Here is a 16,095-nt window from a genome sequence, read left to right on the forward strand (position 1 = left end):
CCGAACAGGGTCCGTCAGCCGGCCGGGTTCGACGCTTCGGGCGCCGAGCGCCCTCGGATCAGCGGGAGCCGTAGAACTCGGCCTCGGCGCGCTCGAGGAAGCCACGCAGCCGGGTGCTGGAGGTGTGCAGCGTGTACGGGAAGTACACGACGCCGGCACCGACTTCGGCCATGGCCTGCTCCAGGCGATCGCCCTTGGGCGAGCCGCGCCAGTCGTCGCCCTTGAAGATGGCGTCGAAGCGACGGTCGCGCCACGCGACGCGCTTGTCCTCGCTGCGATCGACGATCACCTCGTCGACGAAGCGCAGGGACGAGACGATCTCGAGTCGCTCCGCGAGCGGCACGACCGGCTCGCGACCCTTGAGCGCCAGCACGTACTCGTCGCTGGCGACACCGACGACGAGCGTCCGGCAGTGCTCGCGGGCACGGCGCAGCAGGTTGAGGTGCCCGATGTGGAACATGTCGAACACTCCACTGGCGTAACCGACCTCGGCGGCGTCCACGGCGGTCACCAGGCACCCTTGCGGTTCAGGACGACCCCGATCGTCTTCAGCAGGATCGTGACGTCCATCCGCAGGTTCCAGTTGTTCACGTACATCAGGTCCAGTCGGATCGACTCGTCCCACGAGAGGTTCGAGCGGCCACTGACCTGCCACAGGCCGGTCATGCCGGGCTTGACGTGCAGCCGGCGCCAGACCCACTGGCTGTACTGCGACGTCTCGCTCTCGAGTGCGGGACGCGGTCCGACCAGCGCCATGTCGCCGAGCAGGACGTTGAACAGCTGGGGCAGCTCGTCGAGCGAGGTCTGGCGCAGGATGCGACCGACCCGGGTGACCCGCGGGTCCTGGGTCATCTTGAACAACGGCCCGGCCGCCTCGTTCTGCTCGCGCAGCTCGTCGACGCGCTGATCGGCATCGACGACCATCGAGCGGAACTTGTAGATGTCGAACGGGACGCCGTCCTTGCCGGTGCGCTCCTGGCGGTAGATGACCGGCCCACGCGTGTCGAGGCGGATCGCCAGGGCGACCAGGGCCATCAGGGGCGCGCCGAGCAGGATCGCGAAGGCGGCGAAGGCCCGGTCGAAGAACGACTTGATGGCTTGGCTGACCAGGTGACTGTTCGGCGGGTCGAGCGCCAGCGCCAGCTGGTCGCCGATGCGTGTCGGCCGCACGAACTCGACGTAGTCGTTCATGTCCGTGAGGACGAGGCACTCGATCTCGGCGCGCTGCAGGCCCCAGGCCAGGTGGCGCAGGGACGGGTCGCTGAGAGCCTGGTCGGCGGTGATGACGACGCGGGCGCCGCGGACCGTGCGCAGCAGCTTGGGGACGTCGCGCACGACCGAGTTGACGGTCGCGCTGCCGACCGGCGTCGTGGAGTCCCACGTGCAGCGACCGACGACGACGAGGTCGGGACGGTCCTCCCAGCGAGCCGCCAGTCGGTTGACTGCGTCCGCGGGACCCACGAGCAGCGTGGGGACCCGGCGCAGCACGGCGCGGTGGACCAGGGCCGAGGCGACGATCAGGACTGCGGTGGCGCTCAGGACGGTGACGGCCCCGCGCAGCTGGGTCGACACGACGTCGCTCAGCACGAGGGTGGTCAGTGCGGCCAGGGCGAGCACGGCGACCAAGCGCTTGGCCGGTCGCAGCGAGCCCGCACGTTCGTAGGCGGGCAGCGCGGCGAGGCTGAAGCCGAGCCAGGCGATCACGCCGAACGCCAGCATGGTCAGCGCGCCGGGCGCCAACCCGACGACGAGGCCCGTGGCGACGGTGCCGGCCACGACGGCGGTGTGGCCGATCAGGCCCTGGCGGATGATGGCGTCCCAGGTCGAGCGACCTGTGGGGATGCCGGTGAACTCACGGTGGACGGAAGGAGAGCCGACGACCCCGTCGGTCGCGATCGGCTCGACGAGACGCAGTGGTAGGACGGCGTCATCACGCCCGTCGATCACTGAAGTCATTCCCACTCCCCAATGCAGGCTGCCGAGCGTCGTGCTGCGGACCCCTCCGCCTCGCTCCACGGCCCACGTGCCGTCGTGTCTGCGTACTCCCGCAAGGAGCGCCGTGGAGAACCGGCGATACATCCTGGACTCCCCGTCCACGATGCTCGACACCCCAGGCATTCCGATGGCCTCCCACGTCGGATCCCCCTCCGACGGCCACCGGCGCTCGCGACGCCCCGTGCTTTCCCTCGAAAGTAGGCCATTCGGAGGCAACTGTCCGGCCATTCCCGAAATAAATTGATGTGCCCCATGTCACAGGAGTGAACAGTAGCGTTTCCGGCTCCCCGAGGTGCGCAGGCGACGATTTCGTGCGTCCGACGGGTGCAACTCGTAGTTTCGGCGCTCATCGCCCCGGAGGGGATCCTCGCGCGGCTCAGGGCGTGTCGTCGAACGACCAGGTCGCGCCCTCGCGCACGACCCGTGCGGGGGAGCCGGCGACCACGACGTTCGCGGGCAGCTTCTGCCCTCGCACCACGGCGCGCAGCCCCACGCACACGTCGTCACCGATCTCGACGTGCCCCGACACGACCGATTCGCGGCACAGCCAGACGTGGTGCCCGATCCTGATGGTCGCGCCGAAGGGGTTGATCCGCTCCCCTGTCGCCGCGTCCTCGAGCCGGTGCATGTCGTCGGTCGCGATGTAGACACCGGCCGCCCACAACTGGTCCCCCGCACTGACGATGCGGCCGCCGTTGCGCGCGTCGATCACGGGAGACCTCGTCGCGACGACGGGCCCGTGCAGCACGATCGACGACCCCGGCCCGCAGTAGACCTCGCCGGCGGTCAGGATGACCCGCTCATCGAGGAAGACGGTCGCCCCGTCCCCGCCGATCAGCAACGAGGTCAGGTGCTCCATCGGGCTGCCGATCACGATGACCGTGTCATGGAAGTAGAACGTCGTGATCAGGTCGAGGACCCGGTCGGGCAGCGACGCCGCGGGGGCCGCGTACAGCGCGTTGCCCAGGTCGTTCCACCACGACGGCAGCGGGCCGTCGAGCCGGCGCCACTCGACGGCGTCGAGTCGCTCGGGCTCCACCCCGGCCTCGACGAGACGCGCGCGGTGCTGCACCGTGATCGCGTCGTCGGTCCGGGTCAACTGCTGCCACGTCGTCACCGGCCCATCCTCCCCTGCCGCCCCGGCCTGTGTGGCGGAAGGGTGACAGTTTCCCCGGTTAACCGGGGAACCCGTCACTTCACGAGGGTTGCGATCCTCGAGAAGTGACAGGGAACCTCGTCCAGTCGCCATCGACACGAGCGCGCCGCCGCGTCCTTGACCAAAACATACTCGGTATACATACTCGGTATCATGAGCGTCAAGTTCGGGCTGCTCGCCCTCCTCGCCGCGGAACCGCGCTACGGGGCGCAGCTGCGCAGTGAGTTCGAGCGCCGAACCGGTGGCACGTGGCCGATCAACATCGGTCAGGTCTACTCCACCTTGGGGCGCCTGCAGCGTGACGGCCTGGTCGAGCAGGCCGGTGACGGTGAGGACGACTACCGCAAGCAGTACGCGATCACCGCGCAGGGGCGCGAAGCACTCGCGCAGTGGTGGGACGACTCATCCTTGGCCAACCCCGACCCACGCGACGAGCTGACCATCAAGCTGGCGCTGGCCGTCGACGCCGAGGACGTCGACGTCCGCCACGTGGTGCAACGCCACCGGGCCGCGGGGATCGAGCGACTCCGACGACTCACGGCACAGAAGCGCGCCGGCGCCCCCGGCATGGCCGCCGAGCTGGTGCTCGAGCGCCGCATCTTCGACACCGAGGCCCTCGTGCGGTGGCTCGATCACGTCGAGGAACGACTCACGACGAAGGACGAACGATGACCACGACGCAGCAGGCGGACCCGGACGTGGTCCTCGAGATCAGTGGGGCGACCCGCTGGTACCCCGACGGAGACCTGACCATCCGGGCGGTCGACGGAGTGGACCTGACGGTCTCGGTGGGTGAGTTCGTGGCCGTGATGGGCCCGTCCGGATCGGGGAAGTCGACGCTGCTCCGCCTGGCCGGGGGCCTTGACCTGCCCGATGCGGGCACCGTGGTCGTCGATGGCGTCGACCTGGGCAGCTGCTCCGCGGCCGCCCTGGCCGGCGTGCGGCGTCGCTCCGCCGGGTACGTCTTCCAGGAGCTCAACCTGATCCGGACGTTGTCGCTGACCGAGAACGTGGCCCTGCCCCTGGAGCTCGACGGCATGCCCCTGCGCGCCGCGATGGCCACCGCACGGAGCGCGCTGGCCGACCTCGACCTGATCGACGCCGAGCGGCGGCGCCCGGACCAGGTGTCGGGAGGTGAGCGCCAGCGCGCCGCCATCGTCCGCGCCCTCGTGGGGCAACGCCGGCTCATCCTGGCCGACGAGCCGACAGGGTCCCTGGACTCGACGACGGGAGAGGACATCATGAAGCGACTGCGCGAGCGCGTCGACGCCGGAGCCGGCGCCGTGGTCGTCACCCACGATCCGCGCCACGCGGCCTGGGCCGACACGGTGGTGTTCCTGCGCGACGGCAGGATCGTCGATCGCTCGACCGCCGGTGGTGCGGCATGAGCGGCTCCTGGCGCGTCGCCCTGCGCCTGGCCCGCAGGGACATCGCGGCGCATCGCCGCCGATCGTTCCTCACGGCCTGCCTGATCGGGTTGCCGGTCCTGTTCGCCGGGGTGTACACGGCGCTCGTGATGGGACCCAGCGACCTCGCCTTCGCCATCGCCCTCTACCTGCCGATCATGCTGCTGATCGTCCTGCTCGCGATACCGGCGTTCGGCGTCACGGCACGGTCGCGGCGCGACGAGCACGCCCTGCTGGAGTCGACCGGTGGGACCCGGACCGATGTTCGCCACACCATCACCGCCGTCGGTCTCGTGACGGGCCTCCTCGGCGTGGCGGGAGGCCTGGCGCTCGCCGTGCCCGGATGGATCGCGATGGTCGCGCTGATCAATCGCCTGGACGAGGACCAGGAGATCGTGGTGTCACTGGGCGACCTCGCGCTGTGGCCCCTGCTGGCCCTCTTCGCGGTGGGGTCGTCCGTCGTGGCGGCGCTCATCACCGCCGCGACCCTGCCGGGCGAATCCGGCAGACGCGATGCGCCGCCCCGCCGCCGGTGGCTGGTCCTCGGCATCGGCCTGGCGGTGCTGGGAGCCCTCGGCATCGACTCGAGCAGCTCGGACTCGATGTGGATCGCGGGCTGGACGACGCTGCTCGGCGCCGGCATCGCGCTCGTCACGCCGACACTGGTCCACCTCGCCAGCCGCGTGGCGACGACGCTGCCACTCGCCGCACGGTTGGCGGCCCGGGACGCCGACCGCCACCGCATGCGCACGGCGCCGGCGATCGCCGCGGTCATGGCCGGCGTCGCCGCCGTGACGGCACTGGGCATCGGGTCGTTCAGCGACAACCTCGACCGCCGCACCGAGTCCGTGATGTACCAGTTCCCGGTCGGCACGGTCACGATGTACGGGGAGTCCCCGGACGCGCTCGAGGCAGCCGCCCGGGACGCCGCCACCCACGGCGTGGCGATCCTGCCGATCGGCACCACGGGCGACGACGAGTACGTCTCCGTCGAGTACACCTTCGCCTCAGACGTCTCCGGCCTCCAGTTCGACAACCCGCAGTTCGACGTGGTCATCGCCGATGCCGACACGGTGCAGGGCTGGGGCGTCTCGCTGGCGCCGCAGGAGGCTGCCGCGCTCGATTCGGGACGCGCCCTCGCCGGCCCCACCGTCGCCGTGCGCGACGGGCGCATCGACGCCACTCTTGAGTCGATGGACAGCGAGGTGAGCGGGTCCGGGACACCGCTCGTCATACCTGCCCTGCCCGCCGACCTCGGGGGCGAGCCGGTGCCCGACGGAGTCCGGAGCCAGCTGGCCCGGGTCGTGATCCCGCCGGACCTGGCCCGATCGCTCGGCGTGGAATCCGTGGCCACCTCCGCCGTGGCCGATCGACGCGGTCCGGCGCCGACCGACGACCAGGTGGCCGCGCTCGAGGCACTGCCCGGCGTCGCGGTCGAGGTCCAGCAGGAGGCGCGCTTCGCGAGCTACCGCCTGGTCTTCATCCTGCTCACGCTCCTGGGCGTGGGCGTCGTCGGTCTCGCCACCGCGACCGCCGTCGCCCTGGCACGCTTGGACGGACGCGAGGACGCCGCGACCCTCGTCTCGGTGGGCGCGCGACCGTCGACCGCCCGCTGGAGCGCGGCCGCCGCCGCACTCCTGATCGGCGGTGTCGGGAGCCTGCTGGGGCTGCTCGTCGGAGTGATTCCGGGAGTGCGAGCGGCGACGTCGATGACGGGCGGCTACGGCGAGGCCTTCGTCGCCATCCCCTGGACCCTGCTGGCCACGGTGGGCGTCGCCATCCCGCTCGTGGTCGCGGGCATCGCCTTCGCCATCGCCCCGGTGCGACCGGAACAGGCCTCGGCGAGCCTGCGCTGAACGCACGGAACCCCGGCACCGAGGTGCCGGGGTTCCGTGAGGTGCAGCGGTGGGCTCAGAAGCCCATGCCGCCCATGCCACCCATGTCGTCCATGCCGGGGGCGCCGGCCGGGGCCGCGGGCTCCGGCTTGTCGGCGACGACGGCCTCGGTCGTCAGGAACAGCGCCGCGATCGAGGCGGCGTTCTGCAGCGCCGAGCGCGTGACCTTGGCGGGGTCGATGATGCCCGTGGCGATCATGTCGACGTACTCGCCGTTGGCCGCGTTCAGGCCCTGGCCCGGCTCGAGGTTCGCGACCTTCTCGGCCACGACTCCGCCCTCGAGGCCGGCGTTGACCGCGATCTGCTTGAGCGGGGCCGAGACGGCCAGGCGCACGATGTTCGCGCCGGTGGCCTCGTCACCCTCGAGCTCGAGCTTCTCGAAGGCCGCCTTGCTGGCCTGGACCAGCGCGACGCCGCCGCCGGGGACGATGCCCTCCTCGACGGCCGCCTTCGCGTTGCGGACGGCGTCCTCGATGCGGTGCTTGCGCTCCTTGAGCTCGACCTCGGTGGCCGCGCCGACCTTGATGACGGCCACGCCGCCGGCCAGCTTCGCGAGGCGCTCCTGGAGCTTCTCGCGGTCGTAGTCCGAGTCGCTGTTCTCGATCTCGGCCTTGATCTGGGCCACGCGGCCCTGGATCTGGGCCTCGTCGCCGCCACCCTCGACGATGGTCGTCTCGTCCTTGGTCGTGACGACCTTGCGGGCGGTGCCGAGCAGCGTCAGGTCGGCGTTCTCGAGCTTGAGGCCGACCTCCTCGCTGATGACCTCGCCACCGGTGAGGATCGCGATGTCGGTCAGCATCGCCTTGCGGCGGTCACCGAAACCGGGGGCCTTGATGGCGACCGACTTGAACGTGCCCTTGAGCTTGTTCACGATGAGCGTCGCGAGCGCCTCGCCCTCGACGTCCTCGGCGATGATCGCCAGCGGCTTGCCGGTCTGCATGACCTTCTCGAGCACCGGGACCATGTCCTTGACGGTGCTGATCTTGCTGTTGACGATCAGGATGTACGGGTCCTCGAGCACGGTCTCCATGCGCTCGGGGTCGGTGACCATGTAGCCCGACAGGTGGCCCTTGTCGAAGCGCATGCCCTCGGTGAGCTCGAGGTCGAGGCCGAACGTGTTCGACTCCTCGACCGTGATGACGCCCTCCTTGCCGACCTTGTCCATGGCCTCGGCGATGATCTCGCCGACCGTGGTGTCAGCGGCCGAGATGGACGCGGTGGAGGCGATCTGCTCCTTGGTCTCGACGTCCTTGGCCATGTCGAGCAGCTGGCTGCTGATGGCCTCGACGGCGGTCTCGATGCCCTTCTTCAGGCCCATCGGGTTGGCGCCGGCGGCCACGTTGCGCAGGCCCTCGCGCACGAGCGCCTGGGCCAGGACGGTGGCCGTCGTCGTGCCGTCACCGGCGACGTCGTCGGTCTTCTTGGCAACTTCCTTGACGAGCTCGGCACCGATCTTCTCGTACGGGTCCTCGAGCTCGATCTCCTTGGCGATGGAGACGCCGTCGTTCGTGATCGTGGGGGCTCCCCACTTCTTCTCGAGGACGACGTTGCGGCCCTTGGGGCCGAGCGTGACCTTGACGGCGTCGGCGAGCTGGTTCATGCCCCGCTCGAGCCCACGCCGGGCTTCTTCGTTGAATGCGATGGACTTGGCCATGTGCGTGTCTCCGACAGTGGTTGAGAAGGTGGATCTAGCACTCTCACTATACGAGTGCTAATCAACACTTCTCAACCGGCCCCGCACGGGGCGCGCACACGGCCTCAGCGCAGCGGCTGGACGTTCTCGGCTTCGCGGCCCTTGGGGCCGTCGACGACCTCCAACTCGACGCTCTGACCGTCCTCGAGGGTCTTGAAGCCGTTGATCGCGATCTTCGACCAGTGGACGAACACGTCGTCCTGGCCGTCGACGGCGATGAAGCCGTAGCCCTTGTCGGAGTTGAACCACTTGACGGTGCCGTGCACCATGCGACCACCCTGTTCTGCGCGGAAGGCCCCCGGCCGGACCCGAAACCAGCGTAACGGCAGGGTCCGCGCCGAGGAACGGCGGATTGCGCTCAGCAGCCTCCGGCCACGGCGGGGATCACCGAGATCTGCGTGCCGTCGGGCGTCTTGGTGTCGAGGCCCTGGTCGAAGCGCACGTCCTCCTCCGCCACGTAGATGTTGACGAATCGGCGCAGCTTGCCGTCCTCGTCGAGGATGCGCGCGCGGATCCCCGGGTACGAGGACTCGAGCGAGTCGAGGACGGCACCGAGCGTGTCGCCCTCGGCGCTGACCTGGGACTCGTCGTGCGTGTAGGTGCGCAGGATGGTGGGAATGCGGACGGAAACGGCCATGGGGTGCTCCAGGAGTTGATGGGTGGGACGGCTCAGGCGATGCCGGCCGCGGTGAAGGCGTCGTAGGTCGGGGCGATCGTGGCGCGGGGACCGACGGATCCCGCCACGGCGTCGAGGGTCTTGAGGCCGTGGCCGGTGTTGATCACGACGGTCTCGAGGTCCGGGTCCAGCTGGCCGGTCTCGACGAGTTTGCGCAGGACCGCGACGGTCGTCCCGCCGGCGGTCTCGGTGAAGATGCCCTCGGTGCGGGCCAGCAGCACGATCCCGTCACGGATCTCGTCGTCGGTCACCTGCTCGACGCCGCCGCCGGTGGAGCGGGCGATGTCGAGCACGTAGATGCCGTCCGCCGGGTTGCCGATCGCGAGGGACTTGGCGATCGTGTGGGGCTTGACCGGGCGGATCGCGTCGACGCCGTCCTTGTACGCCGTCGCGACGGGGTTGCAGCCCTCGGCCTGCGCACCGAAGACGCGATACGGCTTGTCCTCGACCAGGCCCAGCTCGACCAGCTCACGGAAGGCCTTGTGCACCTTGGTCAACTGAGAGCCCGACGCGACGGGAATGACGATCTGGTCCGGCAGCCGCCAGCCGAGCTGCTCGGCGATCTCGTAGCCGAGCGTCTTGGAGCCCTCGGCGTAGAAGGGGCGCACGTTGACGTTCACGAACGCCCAGCCCGGGTCCTCTCCGGCGATCTCGCTGGCGAGCTTGTTGACGTCGTCGTAGTTGCCGTCGACCGCGACCAGGTTCTCGGTGAAGATCGCCGAGTTGACCTGCTTGGGCGTCTCGAGGTTGCTCGGGATGAACACCACCGTGCGGATGCCGGCACGGGCGCCGGCCGCGGCGACCGCGTTGGCGAGGTTGCCGGTCGAGGGGCAGGCGAACACCTTGCTGCCGAACTCGCGGGCGGCGCTCAGGGCGCAGGCCACGACGCGGTCCTTGAAGGAGTTGGTGGGATTCGTGCTGTCGTCCTTGACCCAGAGCCTCGACAGGCCCAGCTCGACCGCGAGGTTGCGGGCATCGAGCAGCCGCGTGAAGCCGGGCTCGAGGTTGGGGCTGTGCTCGATGTCGTCGGGGACGGGCAGCAGTGCCTTGTAGCGCCAGATGTTGGCCGGGCCCGCCTCGATCTGCTCGCGGGTGACCGTCCCGAAGTCGTAGCCGATCTCGAGCGGGCCGAAACACTCGAAGCACGCGTAGTGGGGGCCGAGCTCGCTGACGGCGCCGCACTCGCGGCACTTCAGGCAGGTGGCGTTGCCGAACGCGCCGGCGCGGAGGGTGGGGGTGTCGGACAGCGTGGTGCTCACGAAGACTCCATTCATCTCTCCGGGGCCGGCGATCGACCGCGGACGGAATTAGCACCTGGCCGGTCGGCTGGTTGCTGGGGCTTCGTCGGGCCGTGTCCCTCTGCCCCTCGGGATGAGTGACTTCAGATTAGGCGCGCGTCTCACGATACGTCCACCTCGTCCGCATGACGAGACGACGAACGTCAGGCGTCGGGGGCGAGCCGGTCGGCCAGCTCGGTGAGCCACGTCGCGACGGCGTCGGGACCGTCGAGCACGACGTCCGCCAGCGCCACCAGGGCGTCCTGCTCGGCGGAGGCGGAGCACACGAGCGTGACCTCGAGGCCCTCCTCGCGCATCGCGATCGCCTCGTGGAACGCCGGGAGGTCGCCGAGATCGTCGCCGGCGAACACCAGGGCGCCCGGCCGCACGGACTCGACCACGCGGCGCAGCGTCTCGCCCTTGTCGGTGCGGTGGGCGCGCAGCTCCATGACCTGGCGGCCCGGCTCGACGTGCAGGTCGAACTCCGCGGCCAGCGCCGCGATCTGGGGGGCCAGGGTGTCGAGCAGGCCCGGGGCGACGCCACGCGTGTGCAACGCGATCGCGAGTCCCTTGTCCTCCACGCGGATCCGCTCAGCGTCGTGCTCGGCCAACCACTGCGGCAGTCGCTCGGCCAGCTCGTGCACCGCCTCGGGTCGCCCGGGACGCGTGACCTCGCCGGTGGTGGCGTTCCAGTGCTCGGCGCCGTACTGCCCACACACGAGGAGGCTCTCGAGCCCGGCGCCCTCCTCGAACCGGCCCAGCCGACGCGCCTGGTCGACGGGACGACCGGTGATGATGGCGATCGCCGCGAGCACGGGTCCCAGGCGCCTCAGCGCAGCGAGGGAGTCGGGGTGGATCCACGCCGCGGCAGGGTCCTCCACGATCGGCGACAGGGTGCCGTCGAAGTCGAGGGCCAGGAGGGTGTGCCCCGCATCGGTCATGGTCACGATCATCTCACCCGGTCAGCGCGGGCTGGCGAGCACGACCGTCAGGTTGGTCGTGGACATGTTCGCCACCGCCGGCAGAATGCGCGAGATGCCCAGGTCGCTGCCCAGCAACACGGCTTCGCCTTGGCGTCCCGGCGGGAAGTAGACGGTGTCCTGGGGGACGCCGCCGCGCCAGTCGTCGACCGTGCCGACGGGCCAGCCGAGGGCCTGAATCTGACCCGCGACACGGCGGGCGAGCCCACCGATGCCGATCTGGTTGTAGACCGAGACCGGCACCGATCGCGTCGCGGGCGCCTCTGTGGTGGCCTCGGTGGTCGGCTCGCTCGACGGGGTCGGCTTCGTGGCCTTGGGCTTGGGCTTGGGCTTCGCGTCCGCCGGGGTCTTGGTGGCGGTCGGGCCCTGGGTGGTCTCGGCGGCCGGCGGCGCGTCATCGCCCGAGCCGACGAAAGCGATCACGAGATACCCGCCCAGCAGTCCGAGCAGCAGCCAGAGCACAGGAAGGACCACACCGAGCCAACGCCTGGGCCGGCGGTCGGTCTCGCGCCGATCGCCGTCCTGCTCGACCGGGGGCTGGCTCACTTCACCCGTCGGTGCCCGCGCGGCGCGCCTGGCGCTGGCGCTGGCGCTGCGAGCGCAGGCGACGGAGGCGCTTGATCAGCAGCGGGTCGTGGGCGAGCGCCGCCTCGGAGTCGATGAGGGCGTTCAGGATCTGGTAGTACCGGGTGGCGGTCATGTCGAACTTGTCGCGGATCGCCTGCTCCTTGGCGCCGGCGTACTTCCACCACAGGCGCTCGAGCTCGAGCATCTCGCGGTCACGGTCGGTCAACTCGCCGACGTGAACCAGGTGATCGTGCTTCTCCACGGCTGCCATGCCCTCGATGGTACCGGCGGAATCACACGGTTGTCATTCGCGTGCCGGAATTGATCGCGCACCTGGGCACCGGTCCCACGCGAGCGCCGGGTTTCTCCTCTAGGGTGGGGCGCATGGCCAAGGAGCGGGCAGACTTTCTCGTCATCGCCAACCGCCTGCCGGTCGACCGGGTGGTCCACCCCGACGGCAGCATCTCGTGGCGCAAGTCCCCCGGCGGACTGGTCACGGCCCTCGAACCGGTCATGAAGCTGCGTGGCGGCGCCTGGATCGGCTGGCACGGCGCCTCCGACGAGGACCTCTCCGAGTTCGAGCACGACGGGCTGCGGCTCGTCCCGGTCCCGCTGTCCGAGAGCGAGGTCGAGGAGTACTACGAGGGCTTCTCGAACGCCACCTTGTGGCCCCTCTACCACGACGTCGTCGTCACTCCCGAGTACCACCGCGAGTGGTGGGACGCCTACGTCCGGGTCAACCTCAGGTTCGCCACGAAGGCCGCCGAGCTGGCTGCCGAGAACGCCGTGGTGTGGGTGCAGGACTACCAGCTGCAGCTCGTGCCGCAGATGCTGCGCGAGATGCGCCCCGACCTGCGCATCGGGTTCTTCCTGCACATCCCCTTCCCGCCCAAGGAGCTGTTCCAGCAGCTTCCGTGGCGGCGCCAGATCCTCGAAGGCCTGCTCGGCGCGGACCTCGTGGGCTTCCAGATGCCCGGCGGCGCGCAGAACTTCACCCAGCTCGTCCGCCAGCGCGTCGGCCACCGCACCGCGCGCGACACCGTGTTCCTGCCCGACGGACGGGTCGTGCTGGCGCGCGCCTACCCGATCTCGATCGACGCCGCCGGCTTCGAGCAGCTGTCCCGCACACCCGAGGTGATCGCGCGCGCCCAGGAGATCCGCGACAGCCTGGGCAACCCACGTCACGTGATGATCGGCATCGACCGGCTCGACTACACGAAGGGCCTGCCGCAACGCCTGCGCGCCTTCGGCGAGCTGATCAGCGACGGGACGATCGACGTCGACGACGCGGTGTTCGTCCAGGTCGCCACGCCGTCCCGAGAGCGCGTCATGCAGTACCGCAAGCTGCGCGACGACATCAACCAGCTGGTCGGGCGCATCAACGGCGACGTCGGTCGCATCGGACAGCAGCCGATCCAGTACCTGCACGCCTCGTTCCCGCGCGAGGAGATGGCCGCGATGTACCGCGCCGCGGACGTCATGGTCGTGACGCCGCTGCGCGACGGGATGAACCTCGTCGCCAAGGAGTACGTGGCGACGCGCTGGGACGACCGCGGCGCGCTCGTGCTGAGCGAGTTCGCCGGTGCTGCCGCCGAGCTGAAGCAGGCGTTCAAGGTCAATCCGCACGACATCAACGGCATGAAGTCGGTGATGCTCGAGGCGATGCGCAGCAACGCGGTCGACCTCCGCAAGCGGATGCGCGCGCTGCGCAAGCAGGTGATGGAGAACGACATCGACAAGTGGGCCGACTGCTTCCTCACCGATCTCGCGTCCGTCGGGGAGTCCGGACAGTCCGGCAGTGACGACTGAGCTGCCCGCGCGGGTCCGCCGCGGGTATGCCCTCGGCAGCGTCGCGACCGGCACCTTCGGGACCGTCCCGGGACTGCTCCTGCTGCCCTACCTGACAGACACGATCGGGATCGGCGCCGCCCTCGCGGGCGTGCTGGTCTTCGCGCCCAAGGCGTGGGACGTCGTCCTCAACCCGATCGCCGGACGGATCAGCGACCGGTCCACCCATCAGGCCGGACGCCGGCGCCCCTTCCTCGTCCGGGCCGGCCTCACGCTCGCGGTGCTGTTCGCCGTCATGTTCGCCGGCCCCACGCAGCCGCAGGCGTTCGCCGCGGCGTGGGTGGCGCTCGCGTTCCTGGGCTGCGCCAGCGCCTACGCCTTCTTCCAGGTCCCGTACGTCGCGATGCCCGCCGAGCTGACGCTCGACTACGCCGAGCGCACCCGCCTCATGACGTGGCGGGTCGTGGTGCTGGCGCTCGCGATCCTGCTCTCGGGAGCCACCGCCCCGATCGTGGCCGACGAGCTCGGACACACCGCCATGGGCGCGTACATCGGCGTCGTCATCGCCCTCGGCGCGCTCGGTGCGTGGTGGGGAACGCGCGGCGCTCCCGAGCACCGCAGCGACACCGCGCCCGGCACCCTGCGCGACCAGCTCCGCCTCGTCGGCGCCAACGCGGACTTCCGTGCGGTCCTGCTGACGTTCGTCGTCCAGGCCGCGGCCGTCGGCACGGTCCTGGCCGGTGTCGCGTACGTGGCCGACGACCTGCTCGACAGCACCGCGGCCAACACCTTCCTGTTCGTCGCCTTCGTCGGCCCCGCCCTGCTGGTGACTCCGCTGTGGGAGCGGTACGCCACCCGGCGTGGGAAGCGATCCGGCTACGTCGCCTCCAGCGGATTCCTGATCGTCGGCATGACCGCCCTGCTCTCCGCCCACGCGGGGTGGACGGCCCTCACGTACGTCGCCGCGGCGCTCGTGGGGATCGGCTACGCCGGGGCGCAGGTGTTCCCGATGGCGATGCTGCCGGACGTCGCGGCCGACGACGCGCTGCGCAGCGGCGCCAACCGGATCGGGGTCTTCACGGGCGTGTGGACCGCGGGCGAGACCCTCGGCCTGGCGCTGGGACCGGGCATCTTCGCCCTCGCCCTGTCGGCCGGCGGCTACGTCTCGTCGACGGGCGACGTCACGGTCGACCAGCCCGACGGTGCGCGCCTCGCGATCGCGATCGGCTTCTCGCTCGTGCCTGCCGCGCTGACGGCCCTCAGCCTCGTCCTGCTGCGTGGCTACCGACTCGACGACCGCCTCAGGAGTGCCGATGTCCCCCGATGAGATCCTGGCCGAGCTGCAGGCCCGACGGGCGAACGACCTGCCCACGCACGGAGGGCGCACGCTCGCCTACGTCTACGACTCGGGGCTGGAGCAGGCCGACGAGATCGCGCTACAGGCGGTCGCGATGTACGCCTCGACCAACGGGCTCGACCCCACCGCCTTCCCCAGCCTGCTGTCGATGGAGGCCGACCTGGTGGCCTTCGCGCGCTCGATCCTGCACGGCGGCGACGAGGTCGTCGGCACCGTGACGTCGGGCGGCACCGAGTCGATCCTGCTGGCGGTGCAGACGGCACGCGACGCCGCCGGCGTCGAGCGGCCGGCGATGGTCGTGCCGGCCACGATCCACGCGGCGTTCGCCAAGGCCGCCCACTACTTCGGCGTCGAGCTCGTGGCGGTGCCGGTGGGCCCCGGGCACCGCGCGGACGTCGGCGCGATGACCGAGGCGATCGACCGGCTCGGAGCGCGAGTCGTCCTGGTCGCCGCCTCGACCCCCTCCTACGCTCACGGCGTCGTCGACCCGATCCAGGAGCTGGCCGTCGTCACCCGCGAGCGCGGGCTGCGCTTCCACGTCGACGCGTGCATCGGCGGCTGGATCCTGCCATGGATGGCCGACGCGCCGCCGTGGGACTTCGCGGTGCCGGGCGTCACCAGCATGTCCGTCGACCTGCACAAGTACGCGTACACGCCCAAGGGCGTCTCGCTCCTGCTGCACGCGAACGCGCAGCTGCGCCGGCCGCAGTTCTTCGCGCACGCGGACTGGCCCGGATACACGATGCTCAACTCGACGATGCAGTCGACGAAGTCCGGCGGTCCGCTGGCCGCGGCGTGGGCGGTCGTCCAGCACATCGGCGCCGACGGCTATCGCGACCTCGTGGCCCGGACGATCGAGGGCACGCGCGCGCTGGGCGCGGGCGTCGAGCAGATCGAGCACCTGCACCTGGTCGAGCAGCCCGAGACGTCTCTCGTCGTGATCGGGACCGACGACGCGGTGGACGTGTTCACGATCAGCGACCTCATGCTCGACCGCGGCTGGTTCGTCCAGCCGCAGATGCGCTTCGGCGACGAGCCGGCCAACCTGCACCTCACGATGAGCGCCGCCACGGCGGCCTCGGTGCCCGAGTTCCTCGAGGGCCTGCGTTCGGCGGTCGCGGAGGCGGCTGCCGCGGGACCGATCCAGATCGACCCCCTGCTGGCGGAGGCGGCCGCGGGACTGGATCCCGCCACCCTCGACGACGAGGCGTTCGACGGCCTGCTGGCGCTCGCCGGCCTCGCGGGCGACGGCGGCCAGGTCGCCGTGCCCGAGCGCCTCGGTCCCGTCAACGCCCTCGTCGACGT

Annotated in this window: 16 protein-coding genes and 1 riboswitch; of the genes, 6 read left to right on the forward strand and 10 right to left on the reverse strand. The window is 70.5% G+C overall.

Features of this window, described 5'->3' with window-relative positions; all coding sequences use genetic code 11:
- Positions 1-58: 58 nt before the first annotated feature.
- The 3 genes from RT323_RS00750 to RT323_RS00760 all read right to left on the reverse strand — a co-directional run bounded on the left by RT323_RS00750 (position 59) and on the right by RT323_RS00760 (position 3,112).
- Positions 59-511, reverse strand: coding sequence for an adenylyltransferase/cytidyltransferase family protein (locus tag RT323_RS00750; RefSeq protein WP_313404161.1), 453 nt, complete (start codon positions 509-511; stop codon positions 59-61).
- On the reverse strand, positions 508-1,956 hold the full coding sequence (locus RT323_RS00755) for an exopolysaccharide biosynthesis polyprenyl glycosylphosphotransferase (RefSeq protein ID WP_313404162.1): 1,449 nt from the start codon (positions 1,954-1,956) through the stop codon (positions 508-510). Before RT323_RS00755 ends, RT323_RS00750 begins: the two co-directional genes overlap by 4 nt.
- 415 nt (positions 1,957-2,371) lie before the next feature.
- A complete protein-coding gene (locus RT323_RS00760; RefSeq protein WP_313404163.1) occupies positions 2,372-3,112 on the reverse strand; it encodes a hypothetical protein in 741 nt (246 codons plus the stop codon).
- Between the two features lie 192 nt (positions 3,113-3,304).
- On the opposite strand from RT323_RS00760, the gene RT323_RS00765 reads away from it, so the two are divergent.
- Genes RT323_RS00765 through RT323_RS00775 form a run of 3 tightly spaced genes read left to right on the forward strand, consistent with a single transcriptional unit; the run spans position 3,305 to position 6,413 of the window.
- Positions 3,305-3,823, forward strand: a complete 519-nt coding sequence (locus RT323_RS00765; protein WP_313404165.1) for a PadR family transcriptional regulator — start codon at positions 3,305-3,307, stop codon at positions 3,821-3,823.
- Complete coding sequence (locus RT323_RS00770; protein WP_313404166.1) at positions 3,820-4,539, forward strand: ABC transporter ATP-binding protein; 720 nt, start codon at positions 3,820-3,822, stop codon at positions 4,537-4,539. The genes RT323_RS00765 and RT323_RS00770 overlap by 4 nt, the downstream gene beginning before the upstream one ends.
- Complete coding sequence (locus RT323_RS00775; RefSeq protein WP_313404167.1) at positions 4,536-6,413, forward strand: hypothetical protein; 1,878 nt, start codon at positions 4,536-4,538, stop codon at positions 6,411-6,413. The genes RT323_RS00770 and RT323_RS00775 overlap by 4 nt, the downstream gene beginning before the upstream one ends.
- Before the next feature lie 55 nt (positions 6,414-6,468).
- On the opposite strand, the gene groL is transcribed toward RT323_RS00775, so the two are convergent.
- From groL to RT323_RS00810, 7 genes are all read right to left on the reverse strand, one after another.
- Positions 6,469-8,106, reverse strand: coding sequence for a chaperonin GroEL (gene groL / locus RT323_RS00780; protein ID WP_313404169.1), 1,638 nt, complete (start codon positions 8,104-8,106; stop codon positions 6,469-6,471).
- Positions 8,107-8,210: 104 nt separating this feature from the next.
- Positions 8,211-8,414: a cold shock domain-containing protein gene (locus RT323_RS00785; RefSeq protein WP_313404171.1), complete on the reverse strand. Its 204-nt coding sequence runs from the start codon at positions 8,412-8,414 to the stop codon at positions 8,211-8,213.
- A gap of 89 nt (positions 8,415-8,503) precedes the next feature.
- Complete coding sequence (locus RT323_RS00790; RefSeq protein WP_313404173.1) at positions 8,504-8,782, reverse strand: ubiquitin-like small modifier protein 1; 279 nt, start codon at positions 8,780-8,782, stop codon at positions 8,504-8,506.
- A gap of 32 nt (positions 8,783-8,814) precedes the next feature.
- Complete coding sequence (gene thrC, locus RT323_RS00795) at positions 8,815-10,080, reverse strand: threonine synthase (protein WP_396171672.1); 1,266 nt, start codon at positions 10,078-10,080, stop codon at positions 8,815-8,817.
- An 8-nt stretch (positions 10,081-10,088) separates the two neighbouring features.
- Positions 10,089-10,199, reverse strand: a riboswitch (SAM riboswitch).
- Between the two features lie 63 nt (positions 10,200-10,262).
- Positions 10,263-11,039, reverse strand: coding sequence for a trehalose-phosphatase (otsB, locus tag RT323_RS00800; protein ID WP_313404175.1), 777 nt, complete (start codon positions 11,037-11,039; stop codon positions 10,263-10,265).
- Between the two features lie 21 nt (positions 11,040-11,060).
- Complete coding sequence (locus RT323_RS00805) at positions 11,061-11,624, reverse strand: LytR C-terminal domain-containing protein (protein WP_313404177.1); 564 nt, start codon at positions 11,622-11,624, stop codon at positions 11,061-11,063.
- Position 11,625: 1 nt separating this feature from the next.
- The gene (locus RT323_RS00810; protein WP_313404178.1) at positions 11,626-11,916 is read right to left on the reverse strand and encodes a DUF3263 domain-containing protein; all 291 of its coding nucleotides are present in this window, start codon (positions 11,914-11,916) and stop codon (positions 11,626-11,628) included.
- Positions 11,917-12,020: 104 nt separating this feature from the next.
- Here RT323_RS00810 and RT323_RS00815 point away from each other — a divergent pair, with 104 nt between their 5' ends.
- The 3 genes from RT323_RS00815 to RT323_RS00825 form a co-directional block, all read left to right on the forward strand.
- On the forward strand, positions 12,021-13,454 hold the full coding sequence (locus tag RT323_RS00815; RefSeq protein WP_396171695.1) for a trehalose-6-phosphate synthase: 1,434 nt from the start codon (positions 12,021-12,023) through the stop codon (positions 13,452-13,454).
- On the forward strand, positions 13,444-14,760 hold the full coding sequence (locus RT323_RS00820; RefSeq protein ID WP_313404181.1) for an MFS transporter: 1,317 nt from the start codon (positions 13,444-13,446) through the stop codon (positions 14,758-14,760). The genes RT323_RS00815 and RT323_RS00820 overlap by 11 nt, the downstream gene beginning before the upstream one ends.
- Positions 14,747-16,095: aminotransferase class V-fold PLP-dependent enzyme (locus tag RT323_RS00825; protein ID WP_313404183.1), on the forward strand; the 1,349-nt coding region annotated here is incomplete at its 3' end. The genes RT323_RS00820 and RT323_RS00825, both read left to right, overlap by 14 nt.

Source organism: Aeromicrobium sp., assembly GCF_032084975.1.
Classification (GTDB): Bacteria; Actinomycetota; Actinomycetes; order Propionibacteriales; family Nocardioidaceae; genus Aeromicrobium.